This is a genomic window from Bradyrhizobium sp. Kon56, assembly GCF_055807635.1.
In genome coordinates, this window is the sequence record NZ_JBVVOU010000009.1 from 95,082 (window position 1) to 110,762 (window position 15,681).

17 protein-coding genes and 1 pseudogene are annotated in these 15,681 nt (G+C 64.1%); 12 read left to right on the top strand and 6 right to left on the bottom strand.

Features of this window, described 5'->3' with window-relative positions; all coding sequences use genetic code 11:
* Positions 1 to 37 precede the first annotated feature (37 nt).
* The 10 genes and pseudogenes from AC0L3B_RS16765 (at position 38) to AC0L3B_RS16810 (ending at position 10,438) form a co-directional block, all read left to right on the top strand.
* Entirely contained in the window at positions 38 to 2,923 is a 2,886-nt protein-coding gene (locus AC0L3B_RS16765; protein WP_026232600.1) for a patatin-like phospholipase domain-containing protein, read from the top strand.
* 185 nt (positions 2,924 to 3,108) lie between these two features.
* Entirely contained in the window at positions 3,109 to 3,261 is a 153-nt protein-coding gene (locus AC0L3B_RS16770) for an aa3-type cytochrome c oxidase subunit IV (RefSeq protein WP_007596280.1), read from the top strand.
* Between the two features lie 137 nt (positions 3,262 to 3,398).
* On the top strand, positions 3,399 to 4,526 hold the full coding sequence (locus AC0L3B_RS16775; RefSeq protein WP_473380750.1) for a Re/Si-specific NAD(P)(+) transhydrogenase subunit alpha: 1,128 nt from the start codon (positions 3,399 to 3,401) through the stop codon (positions 4,524 to 4,526).
* 11 nt (positions 4,527 to 4,537) lie between these two features.
* Positions 4,538 to 4,855: a proton-translocating transhydrogenase family protein gene (locus AC0L3B_RS16780; RefSeq protein WP_018453812.1), complete on the top strand. Its 318-nt coding sequence runs from the start codon at positions 4,538 to 4,540 to the stop codon at positions 4,853 to 4,855.
* A gap of 42 nt (positions 4,856 to 4,897) precedes the next feature.
* Positions 4,898 to 6,295, top strand: a complete 1,398-nt coding sequence (locus tag AC0L3B_RS16785; RefSeq protein ID WP_018453813.1) for an NAD(P)(+) transhydrogenase (Re/Si-specific) subunit beta — start codon at positions 4,898 to 4,900, stop codon at positions 6,293 to 6,295.
* Between the two features lie 170 nt (positions 6,296 to 6,465).
* Positions 6,466 to 7,263: an alpha/beta hydrolase gene (locus AC0L3B_RS16790; protein ID WP_018453814.1), complete on the top strand. Its 798-nt coding sequence runs from the start codon at positions 6,466 to 6,468 to the stop codon at positions 7,261 to 7,263.
* The gene (locus tag AC0L3B_RS16795) at positions 7,217 to 8,698 is read left to right on the top strand and encodes a sodium:proton antiporter (RefSeq protein ID WP_204512213.1); all 1,482 of its coding nucleotides are present in this window, start codon (positions 7,217 to 7,219) and stop codon (positions 8,696 to 8,698) included. Before AC0L3B_RS16790 ends, AC0L3B_RS16795 begins: the two co-directional genes overlap by 47 nt.
* 110 nt (positions 8,699 to 8,808) lie before the next feature.
* Positions 8,809 to 9,064, top strand: a pseudogene (locus tag AC0L3B_RS16800) (ionic transporter y4hA); the annotation flags it as partial.
* A gap of 34 nt (positions 9,065 to 9,098) precedes the next feature.
* Positions 9,099 to 9,383, top strand: coding sequence for a cupin domain-containing protein (locus tag AC0L3B_RS16805; protein WP_085359446.1), 285 nt, complete (start codon positions 9,099 to 9,101; stop codon positions 9,381 to 9,383).
* A 92-nt stretch (positions 9,384 to 9,475) separates the two neighbouring features.
* Complete coding sequence (locus AC0L3B_RS16810; protein ID WP_018453818.1) at positions 9,476 to 10,438, top strand: hypothetical protein; 963 nt, start codon at positions 9,476 to 9,478, stop codon at positions 10,436 to 10,438.
* A 27-nt stretch (positions 10,439 to 10,465) separates the two neighbouring features.
* Here AC0L3B_RS16810 and AC0L3B_RS16815 read toward each other — a convergent pair whose 3' ends face one another.
* Positions 10,466 to 11,116: a tetratricopeptide repeat protein gene (locus tag AC0L3B_RS16815; protein ID WP_026232602.1), complete on the bottom strand. Its 651-nt coding sequence runs from the start codon at positions 11,114 to 11,116 to the stop codon at positions 10,466 to 10,468.
* A 125-nt stretch (positions 11,117 to 11,241) separates the two neighbouring features.
* Positions 11,242 to 11,556 (bottom strand): 30S ribosomal protein S21, encoded by a 315-nt coding sequence (gene rpsU, locus AC0L3B_RS16820; RefSeq protein WP_007614218.1) that lies wholly within the window; start codon positions 11,554 to 11,556, stop codon positions 11,242 to 11,244.
* A gap of 260 nt (positions 11,557 to 11,816) precedes the next feature.
* On the opposite strand from rpsU, the gene aqpZ reads away from it, so the two are divergent.
* Positions 11,817 to 12,539 carry an aquaporin Z gene (aqpZ, locus tag AC0L3B_RS16825; RefSeq protein WP_018453820.1) on the top strand — a complete coding sequence of 241 codons (723 nt, stop codon included), beginning with the start codon at positions 11,817 to 11,819 and terminating at the stop codon, positions 12,537 to 12,539.
* Between the two features lie 36 nt (positions 12,540 to 12,575).
* Here aqpZ and AC0L3B_RS16830 read toward each other — a convergent pair whose 3' ends face one another.
* Together AC0L3B_RS16830 and purE are read right to left on the bottom strand one after the other, a co-directional pair.
* Complete coding sequence (locus AC0L3B_RS16830; RefSeq protein WP_473380751.1) at positions 12,576 to 13,682, bottom strand: 5-(carboxyamino)imidazole ribonucleotide synthase; 1,107 nt, start codon at positions 13,680 to 13,682, stop codon at positions 12,576 to 12,578.
* Positions 13,679 to 14,167, bottom strand: coding sequence for a 5-(carboxyamino)imidazole ribonucleotide mutase (gene purE / locus AC0L3B_RS16835; protein ID WP_007614214.1), 489 nt, complete (start codon positions 14,165 to 14,167; stop codon positions 13,679 to 13,681). Before purE ends, AC0L3B_RS16830 begins: the two co-directional genes overlap by 4 nt.
* 141 nt (positions 14,168 to 14,308) lie before the next feature.
* Here purE and AC0L3B_RS16840 point away from each other — a divergent pair, with 141 nt between their 5' ends.
* Positions 14,309 to 15,070 carry a GGDEF domain-containing protein gene (locus AC0L3B_RS16840; RefSeq protein WP_085384897.1) on the top strand — a complete coding sequence of 254 codons (762 nt, stop codon included), beginning with the start codon at positions 14,309 to 14,311 and terminating at the stop codon, positions 15,068 to 15,070.
* Here AC0L3B_RS16840 and AC0L3B_RS16845 read toward each other — a convergent pair whose 3' ends face one another.
* Entirely contained in the window at positions 15,071 to 15,322 is a 252-nt protein-coding gene (locus AC0L3B_RS16845) for a hypothetical protein (RefSeq protein WP_007614211.1), read from the bottom strand. It abuts the gene before it with no gap.
* Positions 15,323 to 15,344: 22 nt separating this feature from the next.
* Positions 15,345 to 15,563: a hypothetical protein gene (locus tag AC0L3B_RS16850; RefSeq protein WP_007614210.1), complete on the bottom strand. Its 219-nt coding sequence runs from the start codon at positions 15,561 to 15,563 to the stop codon at positions 15,345 to 15,347.
* Positions 15,564 to 15,681 lie beyond the last annotated feature (118 nt).

A 15,681-nucleotide genomic window follows, 5' to 3' on the forward strand; every position in this document is an offset into this window, starting at 1 on the left:
CGTTGATCGTCGCGTGTGCTCGGCCAGGGAGGCGAACATGGCCAGGATCAGTGCCCCAGACCCCAAGGTGGAGCCGCCACGGGCTGTGGGGGAACAGCAGCTGTGGGGGACGCAGCACCGGAAGATCGTCAAGCGCGAGCTCGCAGCCATCAACAACCGCCGCCTAGCCCAGGGTATGGATCCCGTTGCATACCCTGGCGACGAAAAGGCGATCGACACGGTCGGCCTTGCGCTGTCAGGCGGCGGGATCCGATCCTCCGCAATCTGCCTCGGCGTCTTGCAGGCTTTCAATCACCACGGGCTCATCAAGCACATCGACTATCTGTCGACCGTATCGGGCGGCGGTTACACCGGCTGTTCGTTTACGGCGACCATGACGCGGGCGCAGAATTTCGTCTTCGGAAGCACGCCGACACCTGGAGCCGAGAGCGCAAATGAGATCAGTGACACGCCTGCGGTGGGCCATATCCGGAATTACTCGAACTATCTCGTTCCGGCCGGCGCGCGCGACCTGATCACCGGCGTCGCAATCGTCGTGCGTGGACTCGTTGCCAATCTGAGCCTGACGCTGCCGGTTGTACTGCTCGTTGCAGTGATCACGATCCTGTCCAACGCCGCACGCTCGTCACTCTATACGACCAATTTCTTCGGCCTGAGCGTCGACGACACCCACAATCTTGGTCCCCTCTCCAGCCTGGGATTGATGCCTGCCTTCTTTCTTGTCGGCCTTGTTGTCGCTTTGCTGCTTTTGTTGGTCGGGCGCCTTTTCAAAGTCGGGCGGCGCGAGCTGTTTCGGTACCTGGCCGGTCTTGCGTTTGCGATGGGTCTCATCTGTGCGATCGCCAGCTGCCTGAATGTCGATCACTTTGGCCTTTCGCTTGCAGCGGTCCTGCTCGGCCTTGCGCTTTTCTTTGGCTGGGCAGTGCTGCGATCGATTTCGTCGACCAAGGGAGGTGAATTCCGCGGCTATCCGTCGACGGTCGGCGCGACCTATCTCGTTCTGCTTGCCGCCATCTGCTTCTTCGAATTTCAGCCCTTCATGATCGCCCAGATGTTCGATGTCGCCGACGCTAACACGACTCAGTCCGGCGGCATCATTGGCGGCGTTGCAATCAAGTGGGTCCAATCGCTTGCGGCCATCACTGCGCCGGTTGCGGCGGCTGTCACGCTGTTCCGGCAGCAATTCGCCGACCTGCTGAAGGGCGCCGGCGCCTCGGACCTGGGATCACGCCTGCTCGCCCATGCGGCGAAAGCAGCCGTGCTTGTCGCGGGACTGGCGCTGCCCTTGCTGATCTGGGTCGGATATCTCTATCTTTGCTATTGGGGCATCGCGAACGACAAGACCCTCGACGCCGCCTACCGTCAATACCCCATGATCGAGGAGTGGGGAGCGGCTGGCGTGCAACCCGTGCCGCCCGCGGCCGGTGTCGATGTCAAGGGAAATGTCCAGTTTGACTCGGCGACCCGCAAGCTCTCGGCCGAAATCACCAATCGCGAAGCGAAGGTCGTCGTCTCCAAGCCGGTGGGGCCGATCTCGCACATTCCCGCATGGCTGTTTTCCGTTGCGTCATTGCAGTCCCCGGACAAATTCACTTGGTCGAAGTACCAGTTCGGCAACAGTGTCAGCTGGCGGATGATGCTGCTCTACTTCTTGTCGGGCTCGGCCATGTTCGGCCTGTCGTGGGTTCTCGGGCCGAATGCCAATTCGTTGCACCGGCTCTATCGTGATCGCCTCAGCAAGGCCTTCTTGTTCAATCCGCTCTATTACGCCGACGGGGAGCCGTCGCGGAACATGCCGAGCCTGGACCAGGGGAGGGATTTCCTTCCGCTCGACGAGGAGAAGCTGAGCGGTCTGTTACATCAGATGGTCTACGGGGTCGATCCAGCGGGAGCGATGACGGTCGCGACATCGAAAAAATGCAGCCTGGCCTCGCCATATCCCATCATCAACGCCGCGCTGAACATCCAAGGATCCGACTTCGCCAATCGGCGGGGACGGAACGCGGATTTCTTCATATTCTCGCCGCTGCACGTCGGCAGCGAGGCCACTGGCTATGCGAATACACCGGCATTCGAGAAGGTCGCGCCGGGCCTCGATCTTGCGACCGCGATGGCAATCTCCGGGGCCGCCGCTTCGTCGAACATGGGCTCGGGGTCGATCCGCTCGCTGACCCCGACCCTGGCGCTCCTCAACGTGCGCCTGGGGTACTGGTTGAAGAACCCGCGCTGGGTCTCGACAAAGGACAAGCCGCAGCACCACTCGACCCCTTTGTTTCTATGGTCTGAGATCTCGGGCCGGCTTTACGAGAATGCCGATGCGGTCTACCTGACGGACGGCGGACACATCGAGAATCTCGGTGTCTACGAGTTGTTGCGACGACGCTGCAAGGTGATCATCGCGGTTGACGCCGAAGCCGATGCACCCATGAATTTCTCATCCCTGGTGACGCTGCAGCGCTATGCGCGCATCGATCTCGGGATCATCATCGATCTGCCGTGGACGCCGATCCGCAACACCACGCTCGAGTGGATGAAGTGCAACGCAACCAAATCCCCGGCCCGGCGCACGGCGGGCGGACCGCACGTGGCGGTCGGCACCATCGACTACGGCTCGGGGGAAAAGGGGTACCTCGTGTACATCAAGTCGTCCCTGACCGGAGACGAGAACGACTACATCCGCGACTATGCACGCCGCAACGACACCTTCCCGCATGAAACCACCGGTGACCAGTTCTTCTCGGAGGAGCAGTTCGAGGTCTACCGCGCGCTGGGTTTCCACATGAGCCACGGTTTTCTCACCGAGGATGCCGGCGCGGATGCAATCGTCGTCAACGTTCCGGGAGAACGCTGCGCAAAGCGAAACTTCTGCGACAGCAAGGTGGAGCCGATCGGCGCAGTCCGCCGTGCGCTCGGCCTGCGCTGAGAGGCCTCGGCTCGTGGCATCGGAGACCGCCTCTGACGGGCGGATCACCGGTCTGAGCCGAATTCCCGCCCATTGGAATTCCAAATGACCTGATTTGCCGGGAAACCGCGCCTCCGTGCCGTTGCCCTGCCCGGAAGTTTGCGGTATCCCAGCCACGAAATTCGACTTTCGACTGGGGACAATTCATGGCTGACCATAGCGAAGTGGCGTACAGCACCGCCGACGGCAACGACTACGTTGCCCACGAGCAGACCTACGAGGGCTTCATCAAGCTGGTGAAGTACGGCACGGTCTCGGTCGCGCTTATCGTGATCCTGATGGCGATCTTCCTGACCTGATCCATCCCCTGCAGCACCGCCACTGTCGTCGGTGCCTATAAAATTTGCAATCAAGCCGGATTGAAAACCGGTATCCAACGTTGCGGGAGTAACGCTAAGTTCGCGTGCGCGCTTCTTCCCGCGTCGCCGGAGGGCCTATGAAGATCGCCGTTGCCAAGGAAATCGATCCGTCGGAGCCGCGGGTCGCCGCTTCGCCGGATACGGTGAAGAAGTTCAAGGCGTTGGGCGCCGAGATCGCCGTCGAGCCGGGCGCCGGCCTCAAGTCGGGCCTGCCGGACTCCGAATTCACCGCCGTGGGCGCCACCGTCAGCGCCGACGCGCTGAAGGACGCCGACATCATCATCAAGGTGAAGCGCCCTGAAGCCTCCGAGTTGGCGCAGTACAAGCGCGGCGCGCTCGTCATCGCCATCATGGACCCCTACGGCAACGAGGCCGCGCTGAAGACGATCGCCGATGCCGGTGTCTCCGCCTTCGCGATGGAATTGATGCCGCGCATCACGCGCGCGCAGGTGATGGACGTGCTGTCCTCGCAGGCCAACCTCGCCGGCTACCGCGCCGTGATCGAGGGCGCCGAGGCCTTCGGACGCGCCTTCCCGATGATGATGACCGCGGCCGGCACGGTGCCCGCCGCCAAAGTGTTCGTGATGGGCGTCGGCGTCGCCGGCCTCCAGGCGATCGCGACCGCACGCCGTCTCGGCGCCGTCGTCACCGCGACCGATGTCCGGCCCGCCACCAAGGAGCAGGTCGAATCGCTCGGTGCAAAATTCCTCGCCGTCGAGGACGAGGAATTCAAGAACGCACAGACCGCCGGCGGCTACGCCAAGGAAATGTCCAAGGAGTATCAGGCCAAGCAGGCCGCGCTCACCGCCGAGCACATCAAGAAGCAGGACATCGTGATCACGACCGCGCTGATTCCGGGCCGGCCGGCGCCGAGGCTCGTCACGGCTGACATGGTCAAGTCGATGAAGCCGGGCTCGGTGCTGGTCGATCTCGCCGTCGAGCGCGGCGGCAATGTCGAAGGCGTCAAGGCGGGCGAGGTCGCCGAGGTCGATGGCATCAAGATCGTCGGCTACACCAACGTCGCCGGCCGCGTCGCGGCGTCCGCCTCCAGCCTCTACGCGCGCAATTTGTTCAACTTCATCGAAACGATGGTCGACAAGACCAGCAAGGCGCTGGCCGTGAACTGGGACGACGATCTCGTCAAAGCGACCGCGCTGACCAGGGACGGCGCCGTCATCCACCCGAACTTCCAGCCGAAAGCGTAAGGAGAGCCGCCATGGAGCATGTTGCACAGGTCGTCGACCCCTTCGTCTTCCGGCTGTCGATCTTCGTTCTCGCCGTCTTCGTCGGCTATTTCGTGGTGTGGTCGGTGACCCCGGCGCTGCATACGCCGCTGATGAGCGTGACCAATGCGATCTCCTCGGTGATCGTGGTCGGTGCGCTGCTCGCGGTCGGGGTCGGCATGATCTCGAGCGGCTCGGGCTGGGCGCGCGGCTTCGGCTTCATCGCGCTCATTTTCGCCTGCGTGAATATCTTCGGCGGCTTCCTTGTCACCCAGCGCATGCTGGCGATGTACAAGAAGAAGGTGAAGTGAGCGGCGTTCACCTCGGGGTGACAAAGACAAAGGGGACCTGAGATGAACGCCAATCTGGCTGCAGTTCTGTATCTCGTGGCAGGTGTGCTGTTCATCCTGTCGCTGCGCGGGCTGTCCAGCCCCGCCACATCGCGGCAGGGTAATTTCTTCGGCATGATCGGCATGGCGATCGCGGTCGCCACCACGCTGGCCAGCCATCCGCCGGCGGACGGCCTCGCCTGGATTCTCGTGATCCTTGGCATCGCGATCGGCGGCAGCGTCGGCGCAGTGATTGCCCGCCGGGTGCCGATGACCTCAATGCCGGAACTGGTCGCCGCGTTCCATTCGCTGGTCGGCATGGCCGCGGTGCTGGTCGCGGCCGGTGCGTTCTACGCGCCGGAGGCCTTCGACATCGGCAGCCCCGGCAACATCCATCCGCAGAGCCTGGTCGAGATGTCGCTCGGCGTCGCCATCGGCGCGCTGACCTTCACCGGCTCGGTGATCGCGTTCCTGAAGCTGTCCGCGCGCATGAGCGGTGCGCCGATCATCCTGCCGTTCCGCCACATCATCAACATTGCGCTCGCGATCGCGCTCGTCGTCTTCATCGTCGGGCTGGTCATGACGGGCAGCGCGCTCGACTTCTGGCTGATCGTCATCATCGCGCTGGCGCTCGGCGTCCTCATGATCATCCCGATCGGCGGCGCCGACATGCCGGTCGTGATTTCGATGCTTAACTCGTACTCGGGCTGGGCCGCGGCCGGCATCGGCTTCACCCTCGGCAATTCCGCGCTGATCATCACCGGCGCGCTGGTGGGATCAAGCGGCGCGATCCTGTCCTACATCATGTGCCACGCGATGAACCGCTCCTTCATCTCGGTCATTCTCGGCGGCTTCGGCGGCGAGACCGCGGCGGCCGGCGGTGGCGGCGGCGAGCAGAAGCCGGCCAAGCTCGGCTCGGCCGACGACGCAGCCTTCATCATGAAGAACGCGCAGAAGGTCATCATCGTGCCCGGCTATGGCATGGCGGTGGCACAGGCTCAGCATGCGCTGCGTGAAATGGGCGACATCCTGAAGAAAGAAGGCGTCGAGGTGAAATACGCCATTCACCCGGTCGCCGGCCGCATGCCCGGCCACATGAACGTGCTGCTGGCCGAGGCCAACGTGCCCTATGACGAGGTGTTCGAGCTCGAGGACATCAACTCCGAATTCGCGCAGGCCGATATCGCCTTCGTGATCGGCGCCAACGACGTCACCAATCCGGCGGCCGAAGAGGACAAGACCTCGCCGATCTACGGCATGCCGGTGCTCCAGGTCTGGAAGGCCGGCACCGTGATGTTCATCAAGCGCTCGCTCGCTTCCGGCTATGCCGGCATCGACAATCCGCTGTTCTATCGCGACAACACCATGATGCTGCTCGGCGACGCCAAGAAGGTCACCGAGAACATCGTCAAGGCGATGTAGCGCGGAGGCAAGCGGGCCATTGCCAATGCGACGCGCGAGCAGCGCGTCGCGTGGCACACCGCTCACCAGGCGGCGTGCGGCTGCCGTGACGTTCCGGCCCGCCTCGGGCGATGTCATGAAATTGCTGCCGAGCCGGTGCAAACCCTGAACAGGGGCCGGGTCGCGTCATCATGACCATCGTCAAATGGATCGCCATCCTGCTCGTGACCGTCTATTGCGCCGGTCTCCTCGTGCTGTATGTCAGGCAGCGCGAGATGCTGTTTCCGATCCCGCCCGTCGGTCGCACCACGCCGGACGCCGCAGGCTTCCCCGAGGCCGAAGAGCACGTCCTGACTACCTCCGATGGCGAGAATGTCATCGTCTGGCACGTGCCGGCGAAGCCAGGCCGCCCCGTGATCCTGTATTTTCCGGGCAATGGCGATTATCTCGCTGGTCGCGTCAGCCGCCTCAAGGCCATGACGGCGGACGGCACCGGCCTGGTCGCGCTGTCCTATCGCGGCTATGCCGGCTCGAGCGGGGCGCCGAGCGAGGCGGGCCTGCTGCGCGATGCCGCGGCCGCCTACGCCTTCACCACCGCGCGCTACGCGGCGGAGCGAATCGTCGCGTGGGGCTTTTCGCTCGGGACCGGCGTGGCGGTCGCGATCGCCTCGGAGCATCGTGTTGGAAAACTCATCCTGGAAGCGCCCTATACATCGACGGCCGATATTGCAGCTTCATCGTTCTGGTACGTTCCGGTCCGCCTGCTGATGCGAGATCCATTTCATTCCGACGAGCGCATCCCGCGCGTCACTGTGCCGCTATTGGTGATGCATGGCACCGATGACCTTGCCATTTCCATCGTGTTCGGAGAGCGTCTGTTCGCGCTTGCGCACGAACCGAAGGAGTTCGTTCGCTTTGCGGGCGGTGGACACGACAATCTCGATGCGTTCGGTGCGATTGAAACGGCGAGGCACTTCATTGCTTTCTAGACGGCTTGTCGTTCGGCGCGCGAGCGGGTTCATCGCCGCGATCCTCGTCGTGTTGTTGCCACAGCACGCATGGGCGGCGACCGGGCTCGACGGCGCGGCGATGCGCTGGCCGTATGCGCTGCCCTTTGCCGGCCTCCTGCTGTCGATCGCTCTCGGGCCGCTGCTGTTTGCAAAAGTCTGGCACCATCATTACGGCAAGATCGCCGCGGCCTGGTCGCTGCTGGCACTCGCCTCGCTCGTCATCCTGGCCGGGAGCATGGCGACGTTGGCGGCGCTCGTTCACGCCATGCTCGCCGAATATCTCGGCTTCATCGTGCTGCTGTTCTCGCTCTATGTCGTGGCTGGCGGCATTCTCGTGACGGGCGACATCAAGGCGACGCCGGCATCAAATGCCGGCATCCTCGCGCTCGGTACGGTGATGGCGAGTGTCGTCGGCACCACGGGGGCGGCCATGATCCTGATCCGCCCTCTGATCCGCGCCAACCGACCGCGGCGCTACAACGCCCATGTCGTCATCTTCTTCATCATCCTGGTCGCCAATGTCGGTGGCGCGCTGAGCCCGCTCGGCGATCCCCCGCTGTTCGTCGGCTTCCTGCATGGTGTCGACTTCTTCTGGACCACGCGGACCATCTGGCTGCAGACGGCGATCGTTGCCGGACTGCTGCTCGCGATCTTCGTCGTCATCGACGTCTGGCGCTTCCGCAGCGAACCCTTGCTCGGCGCCGCCGGCGCCGCGAAGCCGGTCCGCATCCGCGGCCTCGTCAACCTGGTGCTGATTGCAGCCATCGTCGCGAGCCTGCTGGCCTCGGCGATGTGGAAGCCCGGCATCGCTTTCGACATTCTCGGAACCAGGCTGGAGCTGGAAGATATCGCCCGCAACGCGGCGCTGCTGGCCATAGCGGGCCTGTCGGTGTGGTTGACGCCGGACGAGCACCGGCAGGCCAACGGCTTCACCTGGGAGCCGATCCGCGAAGTCGCAAAGCTGTTCGCCGGCATTTTCATCGCGATCATCCCGGTCATCGCCATGCTCGATGCCGGCCATCACGGCGCGTTCGCCTGGCTGTTGTCGGCCGTGACCGCTCCGGACGGCACGCCGCGCGAGGTTGCCTATTTCTGGTTCACCGGTCTGATGTCGGCGTTCCTCGACAATGCGCCGACCTATCTGTTGTTCTTCGAGCTCGCCGGCGGCGACCCGCAGATGCTGATGCACGAACTCTCGGGCACGCTCGCCTCCATCTCCATGGGCGCAGTCTACATGGGCGCGCTTACCTATATCGGCAATGCGCCGAATTTCATGGTGAGCAGCATCGCCAGCGAGAACGGCATCGAGATGCCGAGCTTCTTCGGTTATTTCCTGCGCGCCAGCGCGGTGCTGATCCCGCTGTTCGTGCTGCTGACGCTGCTGCCGTTCGCTCCGATCCTGCGCTGGCATTGAATCTGCCGCGCGATTGCTACTGCTCGGCTGAGACAATTGGAGCCGATGGATGAGCGCGCACAATCCGACGCCTCGATCGGCCTGGATCTTTCCGGCGCTGGCCGTGCGAGGCGCATCTGTCGGGCCGGGCCTTGGTGCTCAGCGTCGTGCTGCTGCTGATTGCGCTGCTGGCGGTCGTGTTGCTGTCCAAGAAATTCTCGCTGGTGGTCGATGCCGTCGCGGCCAGGATCGGCGCGCCGCCTGCCTTTGCTCCTGACCTTCTTCCTGAGCATGCTGACCTTCGGTACGGGCAGGACCAATGTCCTGTTCGGGCTGGTCCATAAGGTGGTATTTGCCGTCTACGTGTTCGTGGTTTTCGTGCCCTGAACCGGTTTTCCGGATATGCCCCAGGAGAGTTCCGATGCTTGCCGCCGAGTCCGAGGTTCAGGTCGACAATGAGCAGGTTCGGGTGACCGAGTGGCGGCTCGCGCCAAACAGCGCCACCGGGCATCACACCCATGGCATGGACTACGTCATTGTTCCCATGGTCGGAGGGGAAATGACCATCGTGGCGCCCGATGGCGAGCGGTCCAAAGCACAGCTTGCGGCCGGGAAATCCTATTTTCGCAAGGCCGGCGTCCAGCACGACGTGCTTAACGAAACCGCAACCGAGATCGTGTTCCTTGAGGTTGAGCTGAAGTCGTAAGTCCGGCGTACCCCTTTGCCATTGATCCGTCGCAGTTGATCCCTCACTATGCCTCAAAGTTCCCGCATCAGATCGCGCGGGGAGTGGCCGGAATGCTGAAATACATCGCTAAAATCTCGATGGACATCTTCCCCTCGGTGCTCGCAACGATCATCGGGGCGTATATCGTTAATCATTACATCAACGCCAAGCCGGCGGCGGATGCGCCCGCGGCCGTGACGGCGCCCGCCGAGGCCGGCAAGAACGGCAAGCCCGCCGATGTGGCCAACCTCCCCGCGCCCGGCGTCAAGGCCAAGGGCATCTCCGAGAAGAACGTGACGGACAAGCCGGCGGCCGAGAAGGCTGCCGATCATCCGGGCGCGGAGTCGAAGACCTCGACGGCGGACGTGGCACCGGCCGAGGCCGCCCCGCGCGGCAAGCCGTCCGGTCGCGAGAAGGCAGTCGCCAAGTCCACGCCGGCCGTCAGTGCAGCCGCTCCCGCCGCCCCGGTGGTGGAGGCCAATTCGGCGCCCGCTGCTGCCGCGCCGGCCGCAACCCCCGACGCCAACGATCTCGTGCGCGCCGCGATCGAGCGCCTGCGCAAGTCGCCTGAGAGCAAAGCGGCTGAGGCCAAAGCTTCCGACACAAAGGCTGCCGACACAAAGGCTTCCGACAATAAGTCTTCCGAGACCAAGGCGCCCGAGAAGACTCAGGAGCCTGCGGTGCGTGAAGCCGCCCGCACTCCGGAGGCCCCGCGTATCATTCCCGTGGATACGTCATCGGTGCGTCCGTTGCCGCCGCCGATCACGGTCTCGACACCCGCAGCCGAGGCCTATGGCAATGGCGGCTCGTCGCAGCCGAGCCCGCCCTACACGGCGTCGGTCGGCAACGAGAACCCGAATCGGCTGACGCCGCCGGCTGATATTCCGGTCCCGATGATTGCGCCCCCGCTCGATCTGCGCGCCGATGCCGGCGCGTCGATGCCGCGGCCGAAGACCAATGTCGCCGACGACATGCTGTCGGGCGTTAAGTCCATGTTCCACTCCGTTCTGCCGAAGAGCGTCACCCCGGATTAAGACGGCGCCCGCGCTGCGCCAGACTCGTCAGCCGCCGACGCGGGCGAGGCCGCTGCGGGCGGCGTCGTCGCGTGGGCGAAGCGAGACCGCCTTGGTGTAGGACGCCGCCGCCTTGGTCCTGTCGCCCAGCCGTTCATAGGCTTGCCCGCGTATGGTCCAGACTTGGGCATTGTGGGGATCGGCCTCGGAAGCCTCATCCAGATCGGCCGCGGCCTCCTTGACCTTGCCGACGGCGAGATAACTGGTGGCGCGGCCGAGCAGCGGCTCGACCTTCTGCGGGTTAAGGCCGCTCGCGGCACTGAAATCGGCGATGGCGAAGTCGTGCTGGTTCTTGCCCTGGTAGATCAGGGCGCGGCCATAGAGCGCCTGCGCGTTGTACGGATCGAGTCCGACCGCGTGATTGAATTCATCGAGCGCGGCCGCCGTCTCGCCGGACTTTGCCAGAGCCTGGGCCTTTGCCGTATGGGCTTGGGCTTCGCTGACATTGCCGGCGCTGACCACGTTCTCAGCGGTCGTGGCCGCCTTGGGTGCCTCCTGCGGCTTCTCCTTCTCCGGCGTCAGCGACCCCAGGTCGAAGGAGCAGCCGCATAGCGAAATCCCCATCAAGGCCAGCGCAAACGGCTGCTGCAAGATCTGCCGTAGCCGCGCCAAGCCGCGCTTGGGGAGAGGGGAGGCCATCTACGGTTCGCTCGCGCTAGTGCCGCATCGGTAGTGCCCCATCCCAGCAAGGCACCGCTCACAAAACAATAACGCGGGCCAGGGGCCCGCGTCATCGAAAACTGAAATCTCTCAAGTCGGGTAAATCAGCGCGGTCCGCGCGGACCAGCACTTGCACCTGCGCCTGCACCCGGGCCGCCGCGACCGCCACGATCACCGCCGGGGCCAGCACCGAACACCGGCTTCGGCTTCATCGGCAGCAGGCCTTCGCGCTGCAGCTTCTTGCGGGCCAGCTTGCGTGCGCGACGCACGGCTTCGGCCTTTTCACGGGCCTTCTTCTCGGAGGGCTTTTCGTAGTGACCGCGGAGCTTCATCTCGCGGAAAATACCCTCGCGCTGCATCTTCTTCTTCAGCGCCTTGAGGGCTTGATCGACATTGTTATCGCGAACGAGAACCTGCACGCGGCATCCTCTTCAGTGGATCGGATTTGAATTCTGGTAAGTCAAAGGGGATGGCGAAACGCACAAGCCCTTAACCTTGAGGGCGCGGATGTATCAGACAAAACTTGGGATGTCCACCGGCCAAGCGGGTTTTCGGGCCAAGTTCAGCCATTAAATGAGGCAAAATACCTCTGTGCGGCCCTGATTTGGGAGATTTGACGCCAAGGGTGGGGCCGTTTCCGGAGCTTTGTTCCGGAATCTTTGAAAGCAGGGGACGACACATGGATATGAAGAAATACGCGGCCGAAGCTATCGGTACCTTTTGGCTCACATTCGCAGGTTGCGGAAGTGCGGTGATCGCAGCCGGCTTTCCGCAGGTTGGCATCGGTCTGGTCGGTGTCTCCCTCGCGTTCGGACTGAGCGTGGTCACCATGGCCTATGCGATCGGCCACATCTCAGGCTGTCATCTCAATCCGGCCGTCACTGTCGGTCTTGCCGCCGGCGGACGTTTTCCGGCCGGACAGATCCTGCCTTATGTGATTGCGCAGGTCGCCGGCGCGATCGTGGCCGCGTGGCTGCTCTACGTCATCGCAAGCGGAGCTCCCGGCTTCGACGTCAGCAAGGGGTTCGCGTCCAACGGGTACGATGCCCATTCTCCCGGCCAGTACAGCATGATCGTGTGCTTCCTCACCGAGGTGGTCATGACCATGATGTTCCTGTTCATCATCATGGGCGCGACTCACGGCCGCGCGCCCGCCGGCTTTGCGCCGCTGGCGATCGGGCTCGCGCTGGTGATGATCCATCTCGTCAGCATCCCCGTCACCAACACCTCCGTGAACCCGGCGCGTAGCACGGGGCCCGCGCTGTTCGTCGGCGGCTGGGCGCTGTCGCAGCTCTGGTTGTTCTGGGTTGCGCCACTGATCGGCGGCGCGCTGGGCGGGGTGATCTATCGTTGGCTCAGCGAAGAGCCCACTGGCGTCGTCGCGGGCGCGAAGACGGCATAACTGCAAAGCGGGATCGCGGCATGCGCCGCGGTCCCGTTATTTGCCGGTCGTGGGTCGCACTTCGGTGACATGTCCCATCTTGCGGCCCGGACGCGGCGCGCCCTTGCCGTAGATGTGCACCGTTGCGCCCGCGACGCTCAGCCACTTGTCATATTCGTTGATCTCGTCGCCGATCAGATTGGTCATGGTGACGACTTCGCCGTGGCGCACGGGCTTGCCGAGGGGCCAGCCGGCAATGGCGCGGATGTGCTGCTCGAACTGCGAGACGGACGCACCGTCGAGCGTCCAATGTCCGGAATTGTGCACGCGCGGAGCGATCTCGTTGACCAGCACCTTGGGTCCGGTGCCGTTGGCGAGCACGAACATCTCGACGGCAAGCACGCCGACATAATCGAGCGCGCCCGCGATCTTGCCGGCGATACTGCGCGCTTCCTCGGCGAGCACGTCCGGGATCCGGGCGGGCGCACGGGAGATCTTCAGGATGTGGTCGCGGTGCTCGTTTTCGGTGACGTCGAAACACTCGACCTGGCCCGTGGCCGAGCGGGCGGCGATCACGGAAATCTCACGCTCGTACGGCACGAAGGCTTCCAGGATGGCCGATTTGGTGGCGAGACTGGTCCACACTTTCGCGACGTCGTCGCCCTCGCGGATGATGGCCTGGCCCTTGCCGTCATAGCCGAAGCGACGGGTCTTCAGCACCGCCGGAAGGCCGCTCCTGGCGATCGCCTCGCGCAATGACGGGACCGAGGTGACGTCGGCGTAGGCTGCGGTGCCGATGCCCAGCCGCGTCACGAAATCCTTCTCGGCGAGCCGGTCCTGGGTGGTCTCGAGGATCTTGCGGTTGGGCAGCACCGGGCGGCGCGCATCCAGCACCATCGCGGCCGCGGACGGCACGTTCTCAAATTCGTAGGTGATGACGTCGACGTCGTTGGCGAACAGCTCGAGTGCTTCGACATCGGCATATTCGGCGCAGGTCGCATTCAGGACGACGTCGAAGGCCGGTGAGTCCGGATCGGGCGAGAACACCTGGCAGCGCAGGCCAAGCCGGGCCGCCGCCATGGCCAGCATCCGCCCCAATTGTCCGCCGCCGAGGATGCCAATGGTGTCGCCGGGCTTCAGCTTCACCTGCTTTGCGTCAGTCACGCCTTGTCCTCCGGGCGCTCGGCCACGGCCTCGGTCTGCGCCTTGCGCCAGGCGGCGAGGCGATCGGACAAGGCCGGGTCGGACAAGGCCAGCACGGCCGCCGCCAGCAACGCCGCATTGATGGCGCCCGCCTTGCCGATGGCGAGGGTGCCGACCGGGATGCCTGCGGGCATCTGGACGATCGAATAGAGCGAATCGATGCCCTTGAGCGTCCTGGATTCGATGGGGACGCCGAACACGGGCAATTCCGTCAGAGCCGCCGCCATGCCGGGCAGGTGGGCTGCGCCACCCGCGCCGGCGATGATGACCTTGTAACCAGCCGTCTTGGCGCCTTTGGCGAACGTAAACAGCCGGTCGGGGGTGCGGTGGGCCGAAACGATGCGGGTGTCGGCGGCAACGCCGAGCCCTGCGAGCGTGTCGGCGGCATGCCGCATCGTGTCCCAGTCCGACTGGCTTCCCATGATGATGGCGATCGGCGCGGTCATGACGTGAATTGTTCTCGAAAAACAGAAAGATAGGCCAGACTAAAGGTTCCGGCCGGTGGCTCGCAAGGCGGTGGCAAGGAGAAGGGAATGAACTATCCTGTCTTGGTGAATCCCCGCAAGCCTTCATTGAGCAGGATGCCCATGAAGAAACCAAAAAGGGCAAGCGCTGCGAAGGCCAAAAAGGGCCCGAAGGCCAGTGCCGGCCGCTCCAAAGTTGCTCTCAAGCGTCCGGCCAAGCGTCGGATCAAGGGTCCGGCGCGGCGTCCGACCAGGCCGTCGCAGCGGGCAGCGTCTGCCGATGACGGGGCCAAAGCGGCCATCGAGCCGGCCATCAACGCGACCATCCGCGAGCTCCGGAGCAAGCTCAGGGGGGCGCTGCGGCGGGTCGCGGAGCTCGAGGCGGCTGCCGACACCGATTTCCTGCTCGAAATTCCGAACCGGCGCGGCTTCGAACGCGAGCTCGCCCGCGCCGTCGCCTACATGAAGCGCTACCGCGCCAGCGGGGCGCTGATCGTGCTCGACGTCGATCGGTTGAAGCCGATCAACGATTCCTTCGGCCATGCGGCCGGCGACGAGGTCCTGAAGGCGATTGCCACCACGCTGACGCGGCAGATCCGCGCTTCGGACGTGGTCGGCCGGCTCGGCGGCGACGAGTTCGCGCTGCTGCTCTGGAATCTCAGCGAGACCGACGCCAAGGCGAAGGCCGCGGCTTTCGAGCAGGCCATCGACGAATTGTCCTTTGTCTTTCGCGGCCAGCACGTGAGCGCGGGCGCTTCCGCCGGCGTCGCCCTGCTCGGAGTGCAATCCGACGCCACGCGCGCCCTGGAGGAGGCCGATGCCGCGATGTATGTGCGCAAGGCGCACCGGCGGCACGAGCCGCACATCAGGCTCGTCAGCAGCTAGTTAAAGCGTGCCGAGGTCTTTCGGTACGTCGCCGAAGCTGCGGAGCAGTTTTGCGTCCCCGAATTCGCCGGTCATGGGATCGCCGCTGCGGCTGAACGCGACCGCGCCGGTGTGGCCGGCGCCGTGCGACATAATCTCGGCGCGCCGTAGCGCGGCCGCCGCGCTCTGGCATTCCTCGGCCGCACCCGCGACCGGCGATCCGTCCTCGTCGGTCAGGAAAGGTAATGCAACGTAATAGGTGACATCGGACATGGTCGGCTCCGATAGCTGACAGTCAGGCGGCGCTGCTCTTGCTCCGCATCTTGCTGCGCGAGGTCTCCGGAATGCAGCCTGCGGAAACCGCCGCCTGCAATTCTTCCAGCTCGGCCTCCAGATATTCATTGGCCATGATCAGCGCCTTGATGGTGCTGCGCAGATTGCCGTCGCACATCGCGATCGCCTGATCGCAGGCTTGTTCATAATGGCTGTTGTCGAGAAGGGCGGTTGCCGACATCTGCATTTTCCTTAGACGGTTTCCCCGGGGGTGTTGGGTGCTCAAATGTTCTTATTTTGTTCCTTTCGAGTCAAGCGGATTTACGTGCGGCGGGGCCGCCGTAAAGTTCTACCCGTGG

Coding starts and splice junctions, on each gene's coding strand:
- AC0L3B_RS16765 (WP_026232600.1), top strand. CDS start 38: ATGGCCAGGATCAGTGCCCCAGACCCCAAGGTGGAGCCGCCACGGGCT.
- AC0L3B_RS16770 (WP_007596280.1), top strand. CDS start 3,109: ATGGCTGACCATAGCGAAGTGGCGTACAGCACCGCCGACGGCAACGAC.
- AC0L3B_RS16775 (WP_473380750.1), top strand. CDS start 3,399: ATGAAGATCGCCGTTGCCAAGGAAATCGATCCGTCGGAGCCGCGGGTC.
- AC0L3B_RS16780 (WP_018453812.1), top strand. CDS start 4,538: ATGGAGCATGTTGCACAGGTCGTCGACCCCTTCGTCTTCCGGCTGTCG.
- AC0L3B_RS16785 (WP_018453813.1), top strand. CDS start 4,898: ATGAACGCCAATCTGGCTGCAGTTCTGTATCTCGTGGCAGGTGTGCTG.
- AC0L3B_RS16790 (WP_018453814.1), top strand. CDS start 6,466: ATGACCATCGTCAAATGGATCGCCATCCTGCTCGTGACCGTCTATTGC.
- AC0L3B_RS16795 (WP_204512213.1), top strand. CDS start 7,217: ATGCGTTCGGTGCGATTGAAACGGCGAGGCACTTCATTGCTTTCTAGA.
- AC0L3B_RS16805 (WP_085359446.1), top strand. CDS start 9,099: ATGCTTGCCGCCGAGTCCGAGGTTCAGGTCGACAATGAGCAGGTTCGG.
- AC0L3B_RS16810 (WP_018453818.1), top strand. CDS start 9,476: ATGCTGAAATACATCGCTAAAATCTCGATGGACATCTTCCCCTCGGTG.
- AC0L3B_RS16815 (WP_026232602.1), bottom strand. CDS start 11,116: ATGGCCTCCCCTCTCCCCAAGCGCGGCTTGGCGCGGCTACGGCAGATC.
- aqpZ (WP_018453820.1), top strand. CDS start 11,817: ATGGATATGAAGAAATACGCGGCCGAAGCTATCGGTACCTTTTGGCTC.
- purE (WP_007614214.1), bottom strand. CDS start 14,167: ATGACCGCGCCGATCGCCATCATCATGGGAAGCCAGTCGGACTGGGAC.
- AC0L3B_RS16840 (WP_085384897.1), top strand. CDS start 14,309: ATGAAGAAACCAAAAAGGGCAAGCGCTGCGAAGGCCAAAAAGGGCCCG.
- AC0L3B_RS16845 (WP_007614211.1), bottom strand. CDS start 15,322: ATGTCCGATGTCACCTATTACGTTGCATTACCTTTCCTGACCGACGAG.
- AC0L3B_RS16850 (WP_007614210.1), bottom strand. CDS start 15,563: ATGTCGGCAACCGCCCTTCTCGACAACAGCCATTATGAACAAGCCTGC.